The 19,816-nt window shown below is 68.2% G+C and carries 16 protein-coding genes; 9 read left to right on the top strand and 7 right to left on the bottom strand.

Going from position 1 to position 19,816, the window contains the following annotated elements:
• Positions 1-34: 34 nt before the first annotated feature.
• Positions 35-2,620 carry a LuxR C-terminal-related transcriptional regulator gene (locus tag MLP_RS13015; RefSeq protein WP_013863566.1) on the bottom strand — a complete coding sequence of 862 codons (2,586 nt, stop codon included), beginning with the start codon at positions 2,618-2,620 and terminating at the stop codon, positions 35-37.
• A 596-nt stretch (positions 2,621-3,216) separates the two neighbouring features.
• Here MLP_RS13015 and MLP_RS13010 point away from each other — a divergent pair.
• Genes MLP_RS13010 through MLP_RS12985 form a run of 6 tightly spaced genes read left to right on the top strand, consistent with a single transcriptional unit; the run spans position 3,217 to position 11,827 of the window.
• Positions 3,217-4,182, top strand: coding sequence for a TauD/TfdA dioxygenase family protein (locus MLP_RS13010; RefSeq protein WP_013863565.1), 966 nt, complete (start codon positions 3,217-3,219; stop codon positions 4,180-4,182).
• Positions 4,183-4,224: 42 nt separating this feature from the next.
• Positions 4,225-5,823 (top strand): ABC transporter substrate-binding protein, encoded by a 1,599-nt coding sequence (locus MLP_RS13005; RefSeq protein ID WP_013863564.1) that lies wholly within the window; start codon positions 4,225-4,227, stop codon positions 5,821-5,823.
• Between the two features lie 2 nt (positions 5,824-5,825).
• Entirely contained in the window at positions 5,826-6,785 is a 960-nt protein-coding gene (locus tag MLP_RS13000; RefSeq protein ID WP_013863563.1) for an ABC transporter permease, read from the top strand.
• Positions 6,782-7,747: an ABC transporter permease gene (locus tag MLP_RS12995; RefSeq protein ID WP_013863562.1), complete on the top strand. Its 966-nt coding sequence runs from the start codon at positions 6,782-6,784 to the stop codon at positions 7,745-7,747. The genes MLP_RS13000 and MLP_RS12995 overlap by 4 nt, the downstream gene beginning before the upstream one ends.
• A complete protein-coding gene (locus tag MLP_RS12990; RefSeq protein WP_013863561.1) occupies positions 7,744-10,101 on the top strand; it encodes an arylsulfatase in 2,358 nt (785 codons plus the stop codon). The genes MLP_RS12995 and MLP_RS12990 overlap by 4 nt, the downstream gene beginning before the upstream one ends.
• Positions 10,094-11,827, top strand: coding sequence for a dipeptide ABC transporter ATP-binding protein (locus MLP_RS12985; RefSeq protein ID WP_013863560.1), 1,734 nt, complete (start codon positions 10,094-10,096; stop codon positions 11,825-11,827). The genes MLP_RS12990 and MLP_RS12985 overlap by 8 nt, the downstream gene beginning before the upstream one ends.
• A gap of 73 nt (positions 11,828-11,900) precedes the next feature.
• On the opposite strand, the gene MLP_RS12980 is transcribed toward MLP_RS12985, so the two are convergent.
• Together MLP_RS12980 and MLP_RS12975 are read right to left on the bottom strand one after the other, a co-directional pair.
• On the bottom strand, positions 11,901-12,380 hold the full coding sequence (locus MLP_RS12980; RefSeq protein ID WP_013863559.1) for a PaaI family thioesterase: 480 nt from the start codon (positions 12,378-12,380) through the stop codon (positions 11,901-11,903).
• Positions 12,381-12,707: 327 nt separating this feature from the next.
• The gene (locus tag MLP_RS12975; protein ID WP_013863558.1) at positions 12,708-13,295 is read right to left on the bottom strand and encodes a maltokinase N-terminal cap-like domain-containing protein; all 588 of its coding nucleotides are present in this window, start codon (positions 13,293-13,295) and stop codon (positions 12,708-12,710) included.
• A gap of 59 nt (positions 13,296-13,354) precedes the next feature.
• On the opposite strand from MLP_RS12975, the gene MLP_RS12970 reads away from it, so the two are divergent.
• Positions 13,355-14,104 (top strand): SDR family NAD(P)-dependent oxidoreductase, encoded by a 750-nt coding sequence (locus MLP_RS12970; protein ID WP_013863557.1) that lies wholly within the window; start codon positions 13,355-13,357, stop codon positions 14,102-14,104.
• Between the two features lie 80 nt (positions 14,105-14,184).
• Here MLP_RS12970 and MLP_RS12965 read toward each other — a convergent pair whose 3' ends face one another.
• On the bottom strand, positions 14,185-14,889 hold the full coding sequence (locus MLP_RS12965; protein WP_013863556.1) for a hypothetical protein: 705 nt from the start codon (positions 14,887-14,889) through the stop codon (positions 14,185-14,187).
• Positions 14,890-15,223: 334 nt separating this feature from the next.
• Here MLP_RS12965 and MLP_RS12960 point away from each other — a divergent pair, with 334 nt between their 5' ends.
• Positions 15,224-15,550: a hypothetical protein gene (locus MLP_RS12960; RefSeq protein ID WP_013863555.1), complete on the top strand. Its 327-nt coding sequence runs from the start codon at positions 15,224-15,226 to the stop codon at positions 15,548-15,550.
• A gap of 22 nt (positions 15,551-15,572) precedes the next feature.
• Here the strand turns inward: MLP_RS12960 and MLP_RS12955 are convergent, their stop codons facing one another.
• The 3 genes from MLP_RS12955 to MLP_RS12945 all read right to left on the bottom strand — a co-directional run bounded on the left by MLP_RS12955 (position 15,573) and on the right by MLP_RS12945 (position 18,591).
• The gene (locus MLP_RS12955; protein WP_013863554.1) at positions 15,573-16,832 is read right to left on the bottom strand and encodes an MFS transporter; all 1,260 of its coding nucleotides are present in this window, start codon (positions 16,830-16,832) and stop codon (positions 15,573-15,575) included.
• Between the two features lie 104 nt (positions 16,833-16,936).
• A complete protein-coding gene (locus MLP_RS12950; RefSeq protein WP_013863553.1) occupies positions 16,937-17,491 on the bottom strand; it encodes a TetR/AcrR family transcriptional regulator in 555 nt (184 codons plus the stop codon).
• A gap of 53 nt (positions 17,492-17,544) precedes the next feature.
• Positions 17,545-18,591, bottom strand: a complete 1,047-nt coding sequence (locus tag MLP_RS12945) for a hypothetical protein (protein ID WP_013863552.1) — start codon at positions 18,589-18,591, stop codon at positions 17,545-17,547.
• Between the two features lie 165 nt (positions 18,592-18,756).
• Here MLP_RS12945 and pdxS point away from each other — a divergent pair, with 165 nt between their 5' ends.
• On the top strand, positions 18,757-19,647 hold the full coding sequence (gene pdxS, locus MLP_RS12940; RefSeq protein WP_013863551.1) for a pyridoxal 5'-phosphate synthase lyase subunit PdxS: 891 nt from the start codon (positions 18,757-18,759) through the stop codon (positions 19,645-19,647).
• The last annotated feature ends 169 nt before the right edge of the window (positions 19,648-19,816 follow it).

Genomic DNA, 19,816 nt, shown 5'->3' with positions numbered 1-19,816 from the left:
CAGGCACCTAGGGATCCGCTGATCAGCGAAACCCCTAGCCGGGAAGCAGCGGGCCGAGGTCCGCCCGGGAGCCGACGCCGAGCTTGCGATAGGCCGCGGCGAGGTGGCTCTGCACGGTCCGGATCGACAGGGTCAGCAAGGTGGCGATCTCCTTGTCCGACCTGCCGTCCGCGGCCAGGTGAGCCACCTCGGCTTCCCGGTGGGTCAGCTGGACGTGCCGGACGGGACGCCCCCCGCCCGTACCAGGCACGGCGGCTCGCTCGAGGCCGGCCTCCACGGCAGCAACCGCTCGGATGACATCGCGGTTGCCGCCGGCGGCCCGGGCGAGCGCCGCCAGCTCTGCGGCGTGCCGCAGGAAACCGACGCTCAGCTGCTGAGCGGCGGCAGCCGCCAGGGCGGCCGGGTCTCCGCTCGCGCGAGCGACCACATCCGCGGCCCGGGCCCGTGCGGCAGGTGAACTAGGTGTCAGGCCGAGCTCGTCGAGGGCCGCGGCGGCCAGCTTGGGATCACCCCAGCGTCCGGCGTCGGTCACGAACGACCAGGCCATCAGCACTGCGCCCTGGCGGGTGGCCGCATCGGCTGCTGCGATCGCCAGGCTCGTCGCGTCCGCTCGCAGCCAGTTCGCACCCGCCACCGCCGCTCGCGCCCAGTCCAGCAGGCCTGGCACGATCGCGATCCCATCCGGCGGCGTACCGTCCAGCAGCGCCTGGGCCTCGTCTCGGCGGCCCAGCTCGCTCAGCACCACGATCAGCTCCGCGATCGCCTCGGAGCGGAAGACACCCTCCCCGGCCAGCTGCTGCACCACGGCCTCCTGCAGCGGGGCGACAGCTCCCTGCAGATCGCCGGCGAAGTGCCGACCGATCCCGACCAGCAGCGGCCAGCCCGCATCCTCGTCCCCGGACACCGTTTCGGTCGAGCGTTCCCTGCCCAGGTCATGACCCACGGCCACCGGCCAGCGGCCGAATGCCCCGCTGGGACGTGGCGGCGCGGGTCGGTGGTGACCATGCAGCAGCCGAGTGATCGCGAGCAACGCCTGGATGAGCCCTCTTCTGGTGGAGCTCAGCTGTGCCCTGGCGGCCATGCGGTCGAGTCGTTCGGCGACCTCCATCGCCGCTGGGCCCTGATCGGCGAAACAGAGTCCGCCCACCAGGGCCGTCAGGGCGCGGATCTCGGTGCTGAGTCCAGGCTCGTGGTCGAGCACGCACCGCGCGAGACGGATCGCCTCGTTGGTCCGGCCCGAATACAGCAGGGCAAGCGCGTCGATCGAGTCGACCTGCTCGCGGTAGCTGAGCGGCAACGTAGCCCGCATCCGCTCGACCACCTGCCGAGCACCGGCGACATCACGCATCGACCAGAGCTGTTGGCTGAGGTCTTCGCCGTCCACCGCGAACCGCTGCTCATCGTCGCTGATCTGCGCTGCCGCATCGTCGAGGGCCGCCCGGGCAGCAGCGATGTCACCCCGTTCGGACAAGATGTGGCTGAGGGTGGCCAATCCGACCGAACCGGCTCCTGCCTCCACGGCCCGCCTGGCCATCCGCTCCGCCAGCGCCGAATCGGTCAGCAGGACCGCATCGGCCGCTGCCAACAAGATGTCGGCTCGAGGACGACTCCCGCAGGCGAGCTCCCAGCCGGCCTGCCGGACGATGTCGACATGATCGACCGGTGCCGCCCGCAACCGCTCCGACAGCGTACGCCGGCGGGCCGTGGTCAGACTGGCCTCGGTCACGCTCTGCAGCAGCGGGTGGGCGAAGCGGATCCGCAACACGCCGCCCGGATCCTCACTGACGGTGACCAGTCCGGTGCGCTCGAGTTCGTCCAACGCACCGGGTTCGGCGACCTCGTCGAGGGTCTCGTACGGCAGCGGATCGCCCAGTGCGAGCACCTCGGCGGCCGCCTGCCCGGAGGCAGAGAGCGCCTGGACGCGACCCAGCAGCAATTCGGCCAGCCGGGGCGGCACGTCGTGGTTCTCGCCGATCCACCACCACCGCCCGGAGCGCTGCGTGAAGCGGCGCTGCCGGCGGCCGAATCGAGCGAGTTCGACCAGGTGCAGGGCGTTGCCTGAGCTCAATTCGTACAGCACCTCGACCGTCGGTGAGGCGACCGGGCCACCGAGCAGGTCCGTGAACAGCTGAGCGACCTGGGATCTGGTGAGCGGCGGCAGGTCGATGCGGGTGACCAGGTTCTCTTTCCACAAGGCGGTGACCGCGTCGGGCGGCTTCGTGCCGTCGCGGAGGGTGCCCAGCAGCCTGATCGATCCGTTGGCCACCAGGGACAACAGCACCGACGCCGACGGCTCATCGATCTCCTGCAGATCATCGACCAGCAACACCGGTGGCCGGGCGCTGCCGGCGAAGCGCCGGGTGACGATCGCGGCCACCGCCGTCGCGTGGCCGCCGATCACGGCATCGTCGAGGATCGGGGCGAGCGCGCCGAAGGGGACCGAGCGTCCAGCCGCGGTCGCCACGATCCGAGCCACCGGCGGCTGAGCCAGCCGCCCGGCGGCCTCTGCCGCCACGGCAGACTTGCCGACGCCAGCAGGCCCGCAGATGAGCACACCATGGGATCGAGCGATCGCTCGGCGCACCAGGGCCAGCTCGCTATCGCGACCGATCAGTGCCATGCACGGGCCTTCGGCTGCTCGCTGGGTGCTGGAGGGATCGACCTCGGTCGGGCCATGATGGCGGTTCCCCTCTGCGGCCTGCGGTCGTCACGTTCGCTACTCCGGAACTCGCTTCTCCGGAATTTCGCTTCTGCAAGAGTTTGCCGTGGCGAAAGGGGCATCGCCAGGGAGATTCCCGACTGCACGGGCGTTGTCCGGTCCAGGTCCGTGGCAGCGCCCGGGTGGGTCCCATCATGTGGCGCCTCATCTCACTATTCGGGCGCGACTTGAGAGCTTTTCCGATATTTCCTAGTGTATCCCCATGGAAACCAGGGAAATAACGACCCGAATGTGTCGGTCGGCTGGGCAGCCCCGGTGTCGTCACTGTCTTTGACAGTGACTGCTGCTCCTCGCAGCGACCGCCCGCACAGCGAGGTCCGCTGACAGCGACCTGCTCCGACGGCGACTGATCAGGCCATCCTCGCCGCCGACTTGTGACCACCGGCGCGGCACATCCATCCACACGCAAGACCTTCGAGCGCGCTCACGCACTCCGTGACTGCTTCAGCTGCATGCACTGCCCGTTCCACCTCCCACTTGTCCCGAAAGGACCACTCATGACCATCACCCAGGACCGCCCAACCGCCGAGCACACCGCTCTCGACCTGGCCGGCGACGACTACGCCACGATCACCGTGCACAAGGTGACCGAGTCGATCGGTGCCCGGATCGGCGGTGTTCGACTCGGTGGCGATCTCGATGCCAGAACCGTGGCGGAGATCCGCCGCGCCCTGCTGAAGCACAAGGTGATCTTCTTCTCCGGCCAGGATCAGCTCGATGACGCCGGCCAGTACGAGTTCGCCGGCCTGCTCGGTCAGCCGACCGCACCCCATCCGACCGTCCGTGGCAACGAGCATGCCGTGCTGCCGATCAACTCCGACCACGGCAAGGCCAACAGCTGGCACACCGATGTCACCTTCGTCGACCGGATCCCGGCCATCAGCGTGCTCCGCGCCGTGCAACTGCCCGCCTACGGTGGCACCACCACCTGGGCCAACACCGCGACCGCGTACGAGCGGCTCTCACCGGCGCTCAAGGCGCTGGTCGACCGGCTGTGGGCCGTGCATACCAATCTGTACGACTACGTGGCCGAGCGCGACGAGAAGCGCATCGGCGGCATCGATGTGCAGGAACAGGCCTATCGCGACGAGTTCGCGTCCCAGGTGTTCGAGACCGAGCATCCGCTGGTGCGGGTGCATCCGGAGACCGGAGAGCGGACCCTGCTGGCCGGCCACTTCATCAAGCGCCTGGTCGGACTGAACACCCACGACTCGATCGACATCTTCAACCTCATTCAGCGGCACGTGACCCGACTGGAGAACACGGTCCGTTGGAACTGGTCGCCGGGTGATCTGGCGATCTGGGACAACCGGGCCACGCAGCACTACGGGGTGGCCGACTACGGCGACCAGAAGCGCGTCCTGCATCGCATCACGCTGGCCGGCGATGTGCCGCTCAGCGTCGACGGCGTGCACTCCACATCTCGCAAGGGCGACGCCTCACACTTCAGTTCGCTCAGCTGACGACCCAGCCCACCAGGACTTCTTCACTCGAAAGGCCGATTCATGTCGACCCCCAGCTCGACCCGCTCCCAGACGATCAGTCGTCGCACCTTGCTGCAGGGCCTGACCGCCCTCGGTGTCGGGGCAACGCTGTTCGGCGCCGCGGGCTGCGAGTCCGCCGTCAGCCAGGCGAACTCCGCGACCGACACCAGCACTCCGCAGCGCGGCGGGACGATCCAGGCCGGCATCGGCGCCGACGTGATCCCGGGCAACTTCTTGACCAACTCCAACACCGGCATCACCACCATCATCGGGTTGGCGTACGACTTCCTCATTCGCTACCCCAACGACAAGGTGGAGCCCACTGCGAGCCTGGCGAAGTCCTGGCAGCTGGCGAAGGACGGCAAGTCGCTCAGCCTCGAGCTGCGCGACGACGTGAAGTTCCACTCGGGTCGCCCGTTCACCAGCAAGGACGTGGAGTTCTCGGTCAAGACCTACGCCGACCCGCTGTGGACCGCGCAGCTGCGCAGCACCGCGGCGGCGATCACCTCCTTCGACACCTCCGACTCCCATCGCATCACGCTGGGCTTCGCCCATCCGCTGGGCAACATCTTCGACCTGCTCGACACCGTCCCCATCCTGGACTCCGAGAGCATCGACCAGCTGCGTACGGGGGCGGAGTTCGTGGGCACCGGACCGTTCAAGGTCACCGGCTGGAAGCCCGGCACCTCGATCAGCTTCGTCCGCAACGACGCCTACTGGGTGCCGGAGCGGCCGTACGCCGACGCGGTGGAGGTGAAGGTCATCACTGATGCCAAGGCCCTGCTGTCGGCGCTGAAGTCGGGTCAGATCTCCTACGCCAACGGGCTGAGCAGCCTCGACGTGGAGAATCTCACCTCGTCGGACGACTTCACCAAGATCCGGCTGGAGGGCGCGGAGAAGCAGCTCTATGTCGGCTCCAATGTGGCCGTCAAGCCGCTCGACGACGTCCGGGTGCGGCAGGCGATCGCGTACGCGCTCGACAAGGACCGGGTGGTCGCGGAGGTGTTGCGCGGCGCCGGCTACACCGCGAGTCTGCCGTGGCCGAAGTACTCCTCGGCCTTCGACGAGGCGGCCAACAGCACCTACAGCCGCGATGTGGCCAAGGCCAAGCAGCTGATCGCCGAGGTCGGTCCGATCGCGAAGCTGCCGCTGACCTACAACCCGACACCCATTCAGGATGCGCTGGCGGCCATCGTGCAGGCGAATCTGGGTGAGATCGGCATCCCGATCGAGCTGGACCCGGTCGACGGTGCGCAGTTCGTCAAGCAGCTGATCGGAGCGCAGTTCAAGGGTCTGTGGATCGCGACCCACTCGTGGGCGCAGTACACCCCGTCGACACTCACCGTGAGCGCGTACCCGTTCAATGCGCACAAGAACGCCTCGCACTACTCCTCGAAGACCTACACCGAGGCGGCCGACCGTGCCTGGACGGTGGCCGACGGCTCGTCGGCGGAAGCGGTGGCGGCTTACCGGAAGGTGTCGCAGGAACTGCTGGATGCCAGCTTCCTGGCCGAGATCGCCATCTACTGGGAGCAATGGGCGACGAGCGCGAAGCTGCAGGGCGCCGGCTACACGAAGCGGTCCGAGCTGTTGCTGACCGATGCCTGGCTGGCCGGCTGATCATGGGCCGTTACCTTCTGCACCGGCTGCCGTCGGCGATCGCGGTGCTGCTCGTGGCCTCGGTGTTGATCTTTGCCCTGCTGCGGTTGGTGCCCGGCGATCCGGCCAGCACGCTGGCCGGGCCTGATGCCTCTCCGGAGACCATCGCGGCGATCAACCACGAACTCGGTCTCGATCAGCCGCTGATCGGTCAATACCTGACCTGGATCGGGCACGTGCTGACCTTCGATCTGGGTCGGTCCTACCTGATCGGCGGGCAGATCGCGGACCTGGTGAGCGCCGGGCTGGCGAACACCCTCTGGCTCACGGGTGCGGCGCTGTTGCTCGCGATCGCCGGCAGCGTGGTGACTGCGCTGGTATGGGTCGGGGTGCCGTCCAGGACCCTCGATGCGGCGCTGACCGGTTTCAACACAGTGGCGCTCGCGCTGCCGACCTTCGTCACCGGGGTCATCTTGGTGGTGGTGTTCGGGCTGCTGCTGCCGATCCTGCCGACCGGTGGCGTGCCACCGAACGGCTTCCTCGCCGAGCCGGACATCACTGTGCAGTATCTGATCCTGCCGGCGATCTGCCTCGCCTTGCCGGCCTCCGCGGGACTCACCAGATTCCTCGCCGAGAGTCTGCGGAGCGAGCTGGCTGCGCCGTATCTGACGACGGCCCGGGCGGCCGGCATCAGCTCACGCCGACTGTTGGTGGCACACGCGCTACCGGCTGCGTTGCCGCCCTATTTGACGGTCCTCGGCCTGCAGGCGGGTGCACTGCTCGGCGGTGCGGTGCTGGTCGAGGCGGTGTTCAGCTGGCCGGGGCTCGGCCAGCTGGCGGCGCAGGCCATCGATCGTCGCGACTACCCGGTGGTGCAGGTGCTGTTGCTGCTCTCGGTCGCGGTGTTCGTCGTGATCCAGCTGGGCACCGATGTGGTGCACGCCTACCTCGACCCACGGATCCGGATCGGAGGCCTGACATGAGTGTCACCCAGCAGCTGCCGGAGCTCGATCCATCGAGCGGCCTGGGTCAGCCTGCTCCGGTCACCGAGGTGACCGGAGGTCTGCCCTACGCGGTCGGCGCTGGTTCCCGTGTCAGAAGTGGTGGTACGGGTCAGCACGGTGCGGCAGGTGGAGACCGTCGCGGTCTCGTCCACGGTCGTGGGCTGGTCGGGCTGATCCTGCTCGGCGCCCTGGTGCTGGCCGGAGTGCTGGCACCGATCCTGGCGCCCTACCCGCCGAACGAGCAGATCGCCGGCGCGAATCTGCTCACGCCGAGTGCCGCGCACCTGTTCGGCACCGACCACGTCAATCGGGATGTCTTCTCTCGCACCTTGTACGGGATCCGGACCGATCTGCTGATCGTATTCGTCGCGGTGCCGATCGGAGCTCTGCTCGGCACGCTCGCGGCACTGCTGGGCACGGTGATCGGTGCGGTCGACGTCGCTCTGCAGCGCGTGTTCGATGTGTTGCTGGCCTTTCCGACGCTGATCTTCGCCATCGGACTGACCGCCGTCATCGGCCCCGGCGCGCCGACGGTGATCGTCGTCATCGCGGTGCTGGAGACGCCGATCTTCGCCCGGCTGCTGCGCAGCTCGATCCTCAAGGTGCGCGCGCTGCCGTACGTGGAGACTGCCGAGGCCATCGGTGCCACGCACGGCTGGGTGCTTCGGCGGCACGTGCTGCCCAACGCGGTCGAGCCGCTCGGTGTGCAGTTGGCGCTGTCGCCGTCCTTGGCGGTGTTCGTCGAGTCCGCGATGAGCTTCCTCGGCATCGGCGTCCGACCGCCGCAACCCTCGCTCGGGTCACTGATCGCCGAGGGCATCGACTACGTGGACAGCAATCTCGGCTTCGTGCTGGGCCCGCTGATCCCGGTGGTGATCTTGGTGCTGAGCCTGCAGCTGATCGCTCAGGGGCTGGGCGCGGCAAGGCGGGTGACCCGATGACCGACTTGTCTGCCAGCTCGTCCGCCGGCGACAACGGGCAGGACGCGTACGCCGGCTTTCCGGGCCGGATCGGACGCACCATCTCCGAGTCGGTGCCGGCCTGGCCGGCCGAGCGGACCGCGCCCCAGGGCAGTCCCAACGTCATCGTGATCGTGGTCGACGACCTCGGGTACGCCGATCTCGGCCCGTACGGCAGCGAGATCGCGACCCCGCACCTGGACCGCCTCGCGGCCGACGGAGTGCGGTTCACCAACTACCACACCACGCCGCTGTGCTCACCCAGCCGGGCGGCGCTGCTGACCGGGCTCAACCCGCACAAGGCGGGCTTCGCCTTCCCGGCCAACTCCGACCCGGGCTATCCCGCGTACACCTTTACGCTGCCCGACAACGCGCCGACGCTCGCCGAGACCCTGCGCGAACGTGGCTATGCCACCTTCGCGCTCGGCAAGTGGCACCTGACCGGCGATCGGCTGCAGCACGACGGAGCCAGCAAGGCGTCCTGGCCGTGCCAGCGTGGGTTCGACCGCTACTTCGGCGCGCTGGAGGGCTTCACCTCGTTGCACGCTCCGCACCGGCTGGTGTGGGACAACTCGCCCTATCCGGTGCAGGAGTTCCCCGCGGACTACTACCTGACTGATGACCTGACCGAGCGTGCGATCGAGATGATCAGCACGTTGCGGGCGGCGGACGCGGACAAGCCGTTCTTCCTCTATCTGGCCCACGCCGCGGTGCATGGTCCGGTGCAGGCGAAGGCGGCCGACATCGCTGACTACGATCACGTCTACGACGTCGGCTGGGACCAGATCCGGCTGGACCGGTTCCGGCGGCAGCTCGAGCTCGGTCTGTTCGACGCGGGCACCGTGCTGCCACCGAGCAATCGCGAGACGGCCTTGGACGTGCCGCCCTGGGACAGCCTGGACGAAGACCAGCGGCGGCGGTTCGCGCGCTACATGCAGGTGTACGCCGGCGCGGTGCAGGCGGTCGATGCCAGCACCGGGCGGTTGATCGAGCACCTCGAACGACGTGGCGAACTCGACAACACCATCATCGTGGTCACCTCCGACAACGGCGCCACCGCCGAAGGAGGCCCGGAAGGCACCCGCAGCTACTACAGCCAGTTCGCCCACATCGCCGAGCTGCCCGACGACTGGCAGCGCGACGTCGATCGCGAGCTGGCACTGATCGGGGGACCTCAGACGACGGTGCACTATCCGCGCGGCTGGGGCCAGGCGTCGAACACCCCGTTCCGGCTGTACAAGGGCCACACCTTCGCCGGCGGGATCCGGGTGCCGCTGATCGTGCACTGGCCCGACGGCGGACTGCGCGGGGCGGACGAGGACGGGATCCGACGGCAGTATGCGCATGTCACGGATGTGACTCCGACCCTGCTCGACCTGATCGGCGTGGCGCCACTGGCCGCCCGACACGGGCTTGCGGCACCACAGATCGACGGCGTGAGCGCGGCAGGACTGCTCCGGGACCCTGGTGCGGACCAGCAGCACGACGACCAGTACACCGAGACCGGCGGGCGGCGGGCGTACCAGCGGGGTCATTGGAAGATCGTCACCGAGCACCGTCCCGGCACCCCGTTCGACGACACCGAGTGGCAGCTCTACGACACCGAGGCCGATCCGACCGAGACACAGAATGTGGCCGACTCGCATCCCGAGGTGGTCACGGAACTCGCGACGGCTTGGGAGCGGGCGGCCTGGCGCAACCGGGTGTTCCCGCTCGACGACCACGGCCCCGCATCGAGTCTGCGGCGTCCCGACGACGACCGGTTCGCCGGGACGATCGACCTGCTGCCGTTCGCTGGAACGGTCGAGCGTTGGCGATCTGCCCAGCTGGTCCAGCATCGCGATGTCGCCATCACCGCGTCCTTCCGAGTGGCTGCTGGTGATGCCGGCGTGCTCGTGGCGCACGGCGACCAGGGCGGTGGCTACCTGCTGGTCGTCGACACCGACGAACAGGGCGAGCCGATCGCCTGGTTCGGCGTGAACGCGTACGGCGTGGTGCATCGGACCTCTCCGATCAACCTGGCGCCGGGGGAGAACGAACTGCTCGTGCTGCTGCGCGCCCTGCCCGGCTTTCGACTGGAGGCGCTGCTCACCGACGGAGCGGTGGTGACCGGTCTGGCCGATCTGCCGCAGCTGGTCGGAATGGCTCCGTTCACCGGCATCAGTGTCGGGGCCGACCGTGGCGGACCGGTCGACTGGGAGCTTCATCGGCGGGCCGGCAGTCATCCGTTCAGCGGCGTGCTGCACAACGTCCGCTATGCCCCCGGGGTGCTGTCGGACGAGGCTCCGGCCGAGCGAGCCCGGGTGTGGGCCGAAGGAGTGAGGATCTATGACTGAGCTGATCACCGAGCTCGAACCGCCGGGACCTCGTCCCGTACGTCCCGATGCCGTACTGCGGATCAGCGAGCTGACCGTGCAGTTCGGGGAGCGACTTGCCGTCGAATCGGTCTCGTTCTCCATCGAGCGCGGCGAGATCCTCGCCCTGGTGGGGGAGTCCGGGTCCGGCAAGACGGTCACCGCGTACGCCACGCTTGGTCTGTTGCCGGACTCGGCCACCGCCCAGGGCTCGGTCCAGCTCACCGACGACCCGGTGGCCCGACCGGCGCATGAGCGGCCAAACCTGCTCGCCGCCGGCGGAGTCTCCAAAGATGCCTGGTCCGGATTGCGCGGGCAGCTGGCTTCGATGGTGTTCCAGGAGCCGCAGACCGCGCTCAATCCGGTCAAGACGATCGGCTGGCAGCTGTCCGAGGCGTTGCGTGCGCACCGTCGGATCACTCGGCGCGACGCTCGGCGGCGGGCGGTCGAGCTGTTGGAGCTGGTCGGCATCCCCGAGCCGGAGCATCGGGTGGACGCCTATCCGCATCAGCTGTCCGGGGGGCAGAAGCAGCGGGTGGTGATCGCCCTGGCGCTGGCGAACGAGCCGGTGCTGCTGATCGCCGACGAGCCGACCACCGCCCTGGATGTCAGCGTGCAGGCCGAGATCTTGACGCTGCTCGGCGAGTTGCGGGACCGGCTTGGCATGGCCGTGCTGCTGATCACCCACAACATGGGTGTGGTGGCCGACCTGGCCGACCGGGTGCTGGTGATGCGGAATGGTCGGATGGTCGAACGAGGTGAGGTGGTGTCGCTCTTCAGCGCGCCGTTCACCGACTACACCCGTGAGCTGCTGGCCGCGGTGCCTCGACTACGCGTGACGGAACGATCGGCCGAGTTGGAGTCCTCGCCTGCGTTGGAGTCGGGGCTCGGCACGGACGCAGGGACGGACACGCCACCGGCGTTGGTGTTCCGCCAGGCCAGCGTCGACTATCCCGGTCGGTTGGGCCGTCCAGCGTTCCGGGCACTGCACGAGGTCTCGGTCACCTTGGCCGCGGGCCGGATCCTGGGTGTCGTCGGTGAGTCCGGATCGGGCAAGTCCACCCTCGGTCGCGCGGCGTTGGGACTGCTCCGTCCGAGCAGCGGCTCGATCGAAGTCGACGGTACCGATGTCGGGGCAGCGAGCAGGTCGGAGCTGCGGCGGCTACGGCGCCAGATCGGCGTGGTGCCGCAGGACCCGGCCGGGACGCTGGACCCACGGCTCAGCGTGGGCGACAGCGTGGCTGAGCCGCTGCAGGTGCACCGGGTCAGCACCGGACGGAGTCTGCGTCTGCGGGTTGCCGAGCTGTTGCAGAGTGTGTCGCTGCCCAGCTGGTATGCCGAGCGGCGGCCCCACGAGCTGTCCGGTGGTCAGCGACAGCGCGTCGCGCTTGCCAGGGCGCTGGCGCTGCGACCTCGGCTGCTCGTCGCCGACGAGCCGACCAGTGCATTGGACGTGTCGGTGCAGGCGGCTGTGCTCGCCGAGTTCGTCCGGCTGCGGACTGAGCTCGGGTTTGCCTGCGTGTTCATCAGCCATGATCTGGCCGTCGTCAACAGCGTCAGTGACGAGGTGCTGGTGCTGCGCGACGGTCGGGTGGTCGAGTGGGGCCGGGCCGAGCAGGTCCTGGGCCGGCCGAGTCAGCCGTACACCCAGGCATTGCTGGACGCGGTGCCGATTCCGGACCCGATCGAGCAGCGCGCTCGTCGTTGAGCCCCGGGTCGTTGATCCACCGTTGTCTGATCGAAGGGTGCCGACCCGGACTGCCGGTGATGCAGCCCGCGCGTCAATGCCCGGAGGCCGGGCGCGGGCGCCAACGCTTCCAGGTCGAGCTGGCGGTGGCACGGAGCTTGTCCTGCCACCACAGCTCGGCGTCGACGGCGATCTGCTGATCGTCGGCCGAGACCAGGCGGGCCACCAACTCGGCTGGCTCGTGCAGTGGTGAGGGTCGTCGGTAGGAGACATCGATCCCCGCGGTGACGTACTGCAAGGTGCCATCGGGGACCAGGCCACGCTGTTGTGCGCCGAGCACGACCGCGGCGGCGCTGTGGCAGTCGAGCAGGGTGGCGATGATCCCGCCGTTGAGGAAGCCGAGTCCGTTGTCGTGCTCCGGCCAGGGCTGGAAGACCGCCCGTACGGTGTCGTCGGGACCCTCGAAGCTCTTCAGCTGGAGGCCTTTCGCGTTCCCCGGTCCGCAGCCGAAACAGGGGACATCCGCGAAGAACCGGTCCTGGATGCTGGGTGTAGGTGAGGGCGAGGCAACCATGGCTGCATCACATCACGGACATCAATTTGAGCTCGTCCCCGTGGCCGCCACGAGCCGGTGGTGAGTGATGACGTGCTGGTTCACTCACCACCGGCTGTTCCGCTGTCCGGTTGGACGGCGGAGGGCGCATCCCCTGGCGGTTTGATGCGGATGATGCCCCCTGAATCACCCGCGATCTCGGCCGCTCACAGATAAGGACGAGGCAGATCACGGGTGATGTCGCGACTTCTCGGAAGATATCGGGAAAGTCGATGTGATCTAGAGCACATCACGACGTAGGTGAGTGGCTGACCTTCATGGTCGCGGCCTGGGTCAGGACAACCTCGGTCAGGAGAGGCCGGCGATCACTCCGGAGCCGCCGGCCCAGTTGGCGATCAGGCGAGCCCGGCCAGCCGGTTCGTCGGCATCGAGAACCTGCGCAATCCGCAGTTGAGTCCCATCGACGAGCGGGATGACCACGCAACCGATCGGGGACTCGGCAGCTCGGCCCTCCGCGAGCTGGATCGTCAGATTCGGTTCGCGCTCGCCGACGATCTCATCGCCGACGCGCAGTTCGTAGCGCGCCTGTTCCTGCTCGCCGCGCAGCGCCCGGACGAGACAGCCGATGCCGACGGGATCGGTGCCTGCGTCGTAGACGAACCGTTCGCCGAGAACGGAGTGCTGCAGTTGACCGACCAGAACGGCGTTCAGTTCGTCGAGTGGTGCGCCGCGGTAGGTGAGTGGCACGTGCAGGGCGACGTCGTCACGACTGACGAGGTGCCCCTCGAATCCCACCTCGCCGTCGGGATCATCGAACCGATAGGCGCCGAGAACGGTCACCTCGCCCGTCCCGCCCCAGCTCTGGGCGTCGAGCCAACCGGTGATCAGTTCGAGCTTGCTCGGCGTGAGTCGCGCCTTGGGATAGACGATCGCCATGCCCGGTGACTGTAGTCCTGCGGCGACATCGAAAGCCAGGACGCCGTTAACCTGGCCGAATGCCGAGCACCGAACGTCCAGCCACTCTCCTCACCGGCGGCAGCCGGGGGATCGGCGCGGCCATCGCCCACCGGCTCGCGGTGGCCGGGCATGATCTCGCGCTGACCTTCCGCGAGCGCCGCCAAGACGCGGAGGCCGTCGCCGCGGAGTGTCGTGAGTTGGGTGCCGATGTGGTGGTGGTTCTGCAGGCAGATGTAGCGGATCTCGAGCGTGCCGCAAGCATCGTCGCGGACGCGGTGGCCGGTCTCGGTCGCCTCACTGGTTTGGTCAACAACGCAGGCATCACGGGGCGGATCGGACCGTTCCTCGAGACCACGACCCAGGAGAGCGAGCTTGTCTTCCGGATCAATGTGCTGGCTCCGCTGGCGACCACCAGGGCTGCCATCGCCCACTTCCGCGACCACGGCGGCGGATCGATCGTCAATATCTCTTCGGGCGCGGCGACCTCCGGTGCGCCGAGCACCTACATCCCGTACGCAATGAGCAAGGCTGCCCTGAACTTGCTGACCGTCGGCGCGGCCAAGGAGTTCGCAGCCGACGGCATCCGGGTCAACACGGTGTCGCCAGGAACCACGTTCACCGAGATCCACGCTGCCGCCGGCAGACCGAATGCACCGGTGGAACGGGCGCCGGGACTGCCGATGCGGCGGGCCGCGCAGCCCGAGGAGATCGCCGGCGCGGTGGCCTACCTGCTGTCCGACGAGGCGTCCTACACCAACGGCGCAGACATTCGCATCACCGGCGGGTGAGCCTGGCACGTTGGCGAGCGCGAGAACGCGAGGGGTGCCGAGTGACGCTGACAGCATCCACCCCCAGGTTGTGCGGGTCCTCAGCGGTCAGTTCCGACTGGCGCGAGCGTACCGGGCCGCTGGGGCGTGGTCTCGGTGAGCTCCGACCTGAAGAACCGGACCCATCGCCGGCCCTGGATGTCGTAGAACTGGAATCCGACGTCGTCGGAGAATACCCCGGTTACGGTGGTGTTCTCGAGGTGGACCGTCATGGTCGCACCCGGCTGCAACGCGGCTCTCGTGTGGGATCCGGTTGTCACGACGAGGCGACCGCCCTTGAGGTCGAAACCGCCCCTTTCACCTTGCATCGGCACACGTCCGTGCCGAGCGTTGCCGATTCGCCAGTCAACGACAGAGTTCCGGTCGACATCCTTGGGGATGCGCTCGATGACCTCGACCTCGAAGAGTGGCGTGTTCCCGTGGTTGGTCAGTTCCGCGAGGAACGAGACGGCGGACACGCCGGTACCGGGTGGCCCGGCCACAGCCTGAACGAAGACGCCGGCGGTCGCCGCATATTGCTGTCGGAGCATCCTGCTCTCGAAGTCGACCGCGTCGCGGTACGCGTTCTCGATCGCCGCGCGATCCTTGTCCGACTGGATCCGGTCCCCGCGTTCGGTGCGTGCGACGTGCACCGCGACCCAGACCGCTGCCAGGGTTCCGGTGGCAGCAAGGAACTCCCAAGCAGCCTGCCAGTCCACGAGCCAGGACCGGATCAACTCGAATGCCTGACGAAGCGCTTCCTCCACAAGGAGCCATCATGACAGGAGCGTCGGTGTCGTTGATTTTCGGCGAGAATGTCCAAGACGCGACCCCAGCCCAGCGAGATGGACGCAGATCGGTCGGGTTGCAGGTGTCCCGAGTGGAGGGGCGATCGCGAGAATCGTGCCGACCGACAGGAACGTCGTCCAGAAGGCTGCGTCGCGCGCCAGCAGTTCGCCCTGGCGACAGCGGGACCGGTGATGTGCACCTTCTGACCCGTGGCAGTGCGAGCACCACGACGCCGTACTGCTCGCGCCCGCCGGTGCCAGACGCATGGAATCCGCAGAGGCTATCCGCGTCTTGAGCCGTAGGCTCCCCGCTATGAATCTCAAGCCAGCTGCTGATGTCCAGACCGCTCCGCTTGCCGCGCTCGGCCTGGTCGGCGGCTACCTGGTGGCTCGCGAGTCCGGCATCCGGCCGCTCGGTGGGGTGTTGCTCGGTGCCTGTGGAGCGTATGCGGGCCGCACCTGGCTGGCCAAGCGCGGCCCGCTGATCACCGTCGTGCTGAGCGCGCTCTACCTCGGGGGTTTCGGCGCCTCACACCCGCTGGCCAAGAGAATCGGTGCCTGGCCGGCTGTGCTGGCCGTTTCGGCCGTATCCGCCGGGGCCTCGTACGCGCTCAGCGACGCTCATCGCTCGACGGACTGACCCTCACCTGAGCTGACCCTCGTCAGGAACGAACCCTGGTCGAGCTGACGGTCAGCGGACGGGCGGCCGGAGCGACGATGCCGGCCACGACAACCATCGCCAGCACCGCGACGAAGGCGTGCAGGAGACCGATGTGCTCGCCGAGGAAGGCCAGCGCCGGCGGACCGATCAGGAACGCCGCATAGCCAACAGTCGCGGCTGCGCTGACCCGGGACGCCGCGGTCCGGGGGTCATCGGCGGCAGCCGACATGCCGACCGGTAGTCCGAGTGAGGTGCCAAGACCCCACAATGCGATACCCACCGCAGCGGTCACCGCGCTGGGTCCGAAGATCGTGACCAGCAACCCGACGGCAGCCACCGACGCTGACGTACGCAACGTGGCGACCCGACCGAAGCGGTCGATCAATGCCGCCCCGGTCAGCCGGCCGACGGTCATGGTCACGACGAAGATGCCGAACAGGGCCGCGCCGATGGTCTCACTGACGCCGTAGCCGTCGACCGTGGCGAGGGGCAGCCAGTCCTCGGCCGCTCCTTCGGCGAAGCCCATGCCGAGCACCATCAGGCCGATCAGCAGGGTCCGTGGATCGGCCCAGACCGCAAGTCGCTCGGCGGTGGTCAGCTTCGGCTGTCCCTGGCCTACTCGGCCGATCCCGATCGGCAGCAGCCGTACGGTCGGGATGGCGACAATCGGCACGATCAGCGCGGCCAGGATCAAGTGCAGGCCGACCGGAAGTCCCAGATGTGCGGCAAGCACCCCGAGCGCGGCGCCGGCAAGGGTTCCCAGGCTGTACATCGCATGGAAGGTCGGCATCACGGTGCGTCCGAGTGCACGCTCGTTGGCCGCGCCGGCGACGTTCATCGCCACCTCGCCGCTGCCGAAGCCCAAGCCGAAGAGCACCAGTCCCGCGAACGCGATGGGGGCGGTGCCCAGCATCGTGCCGACGGCGATGACGCTCAGACCAGCGGCCGCGGTGATCAATCCGGTACGGATTACCGGACCGGCACCGAGTCGAGTGATCGCCGGGCCGGCCGAGAGAAGCCCGATGACGGCGCCGCCGGCCATCGCGAAGATCAGCCAGCCCATCGCCGCGGTGGAGGCGTCCAGACTGTCGCGGACGGCCGGCGTGCGGGAGACCCAGGCGGCCAGTGCGAAGCCGCCGGCCGCGAAGAGAGCGAACATGGCGTTCCGCCAGGTGCGGAGGTGCCGGGCATGGGAGCTCAGAGCAGACGTGTCGAGCGGAAGAACAGGAAGATCGATGCGCTCGTGGCGCAGCGCGGACATGATGGAAGAACCTCGTTGCTGAGTGTTGGTGGGGCGTCAGCGTTGACTACTTGTACGATCGTACAGTTTCGTGTACGTATGTACAAGGCTCCACCTGGGGCCGGCTATTCCCGTGATCCGCTGGGGTCGATGCCGATCAGCCGGCTCAGGGCCTGGCGGATCTCGTCGGCGTCGCTCGACTCTCGCGCCAGTCCGCGATAGGTGAAGACGCCCTCGATGAAGGTGTCGACCAGCCGTGCGGTCACCGGATCGAAGAACCGGGCCAGTGCCTGCTGACTGCGGGCGAACCAGGCTTCGACGAAGCACTTGACCGCCGGACGGCGGATCGCGTACGCGTAGAGTTCATAACTCAGCGCCAGATCGCGCGGCTCCTGGAAGTCGTCCAGCATGAAGCCGGTGACCTCGGTGATCGCCTCGGCCACCGTTCGCGCCCGGGCCAGCCGGGTCTCGAACCGTTCGGAGATCTCATCGGCGAAGCGCCCGAAGGCCGCGCCCAGCAGGTCATGCAGATCGGCGAAGTAGTAGGTGGTCGAGCCGAGAGGCACCCCAGCCGCCGCAGCGATCCGGCGATGGGTGGTGCCCGCGACGCCGTACTCGACGATCACCTCGAGGGCCGTGTCGATGAGCAGGTCGCGACGGGATCCGGCTGCCGGAGACATAAGGGTCACGCTAACGCGATCACGGGTAGAGGATCGACGGTGTTGCGGCCGGATCAGCCGCCGAGCTGCGGCAGGAACGCGGCAAGCACGCTGGTGATCAGTGGCGTGAAGACGCTGAGCAGGGTCAGCGGGTTGCGCAGCACGGGCGTGTCGAGATGGAGCAGTACGGTCAGCCGGTCCTTCTCCTTCGTCCAGGTCTCGTCGTGTTCGGGCACATCCGACGGTCGCTGGTCGTCGACCCACTCCGAAGCCGCGCTGCGCCAGGAGGCGATCAGAGGTACGGCGATCGCCAGCCCGACCACCGCGAAAGCCGCCCCGTACAACAGCACGTTGATGGCCGGGAAGTCGGATACGCAGCCTGCCGGCACCGTGTCGGCAGGTGGCTCATAGCCAGGCGCGCACTGCGGGCGCGCGGCGAGGAAGGCGAAGCGCAGCGCGCCGGCGGTCAACACGGCTGCCGCCACTGCGACGGCAAAGGCGCCGAGGCAGGCGACGATGCGTTGCCAGAGCCGGGTCAACTCGCCGAAACCGAGGATCCCAGTGTCTCGTCCCCACGGCCGCAACCGGTAGGGCCGGCAGCGGTCCTGGCACAGCCAGGACAGAGCGACCCACGGAATCGCGGCGACCAGCCCGGTGAACAAAACGGTACGGGTACGGTGCGCGAGCAATGGCACCGGGATGTCGGGATTGCGGCCACCTCCGGTGATGATCATCGTCGCGACCGCGATCACCAGGCCGGTCGGCAAAACCAGGTAGATCGCCAGGCGGTGGCCGGAGACCGGCACCAGTCCGCTGCGTCGAGCGCCGACCAGCGAATACACCCCCGCTGCGAGGCCGAACAGGAAGACGACGATGGCGACGGCAGCGACCGCACGCCAGGTCAGCCAGGCGACTGCGAACGTCTCCCGGTCGGCGTCGCTCAAGGGCGCGCCGAGTCCGGATGCGGTGTCGGCGCCAGCGGACAGGTTCGTCCCCAGATCGAGCAGCACGATGGTGCTGACGAGCAGCACGAGCGTGGCGAGCGAGTACGCCGGCGCCGGTAGCCGTAGCAATCGGGTGCTGACACCGACTCCACCTGCGCGTGACGGGGTTTCCTCCACACGAGGAAGGAGTCTGAGCCGCCGGATGTGATACCGCACCGGTCCGCGGCGGGCGCCGTTCGACACAGCCCAGCGGGACCGCCCTTGCAGGACCACAATGGTCGAGTAGATTCGCGTTCGCTCGCGGTGAGAGCAACGATGTGAGAACGAGAGAGAAGACAACTGATGACGGAACAGGTGACGGGAACCTCGCGGGTCAAGCGCGGGATGGCGGAGATGCTCAAAGGCGGGGTGATCATGGACGTGGTCACCGCCGAGCAGGCCAAGATCGCCGAGGACGCCGGGGCAGTGGCGGTGATGGCGCTTGAGCGGGTCCCGGCTGACATCCGTGCCCAGGGCGGGGTCGCTCGGATGAGCGACCCGGATCTGATCGACGGCATCATCGCCGCCGTGTCGATCCCGGTGATGGCCAAGGCTCGGATCGGGCACTTCGTCGAGGCGCAGGTGCTGCAGTCCTTGGGCGTCGACTACATCGACGAGTCGGAGGTGCTGACCCCGGCCGACTACGCGCATCACATCGACAAGTGGGCGTTCACGGTGCCGTTCGTCTGCGGCGCGACCAACCTCGGTGAGGCGCTGCGCCGGATCACCGAGGGGGCGGCGATGATCCGCTCCAAGGGCGAGGCCGGCACCGGCGACGTCTCCAACGCGACCACCCACATGCGTCAGATCCGCGACGAGATCCGCCGGCTGACCACGCTGCCGGCCGACGAGCTGTACGTGGCCGCCAAGGAGTTGCAGGCCCCGTACGAGCTGGTCCGCGAGGTTGCCACCGCAGGCAAGCTGCCGGTGGTGCTGTTCACTGCCGGCGGCATCGCCACCCCGGCGGACGCGGCGATGATGATGCAGCTGGGCGCCGAGGGCGTCTTTGTCGGGTCCGGCATCTTCAAGTCCGGCAACCCGGCGGAGCGGGCGGCGGCGATCGTCAAGGCGACCACCTTCTACGACGACCCGGATGTGATCGCCAAGGTCTCCCGTGGGCTCGGCGAGGCGATGGTCGGTATCAATGTGGAGGATGTGCCCGAGCCGCACCGGTTGGCCGAGCGCGGCTGGTAGGCGCGAAGGTCCTGGTCAGAGGCAGGATCGATGCGTTCCGGTCTGACCGGTAAGGGCGAGGCGATAGTCGGCACGTGATGCCTCGGTCCGAGCACGTCCGCGACCGCGAAGACGATCTGCTGGTTGTCGGCGGCCTGGTAGAACAGCGACTTAGGTTCTGCGGAACAGC

The organism is Microlunatus phosphovorus NM-1 (genome assembly GCF_000270245.1).
In the GTDB taxonomy this organism is placed as follows: domain Bacteria; phylum Actinomycetota; class Actinomycetes; order Propionibacteriales; family Propionibacteriaceae; genus Microlunatus; species Microlunatus phosphovorus.
This window is presented reverse-complemented; position numbering and strand designations above follow the sequence as displayed.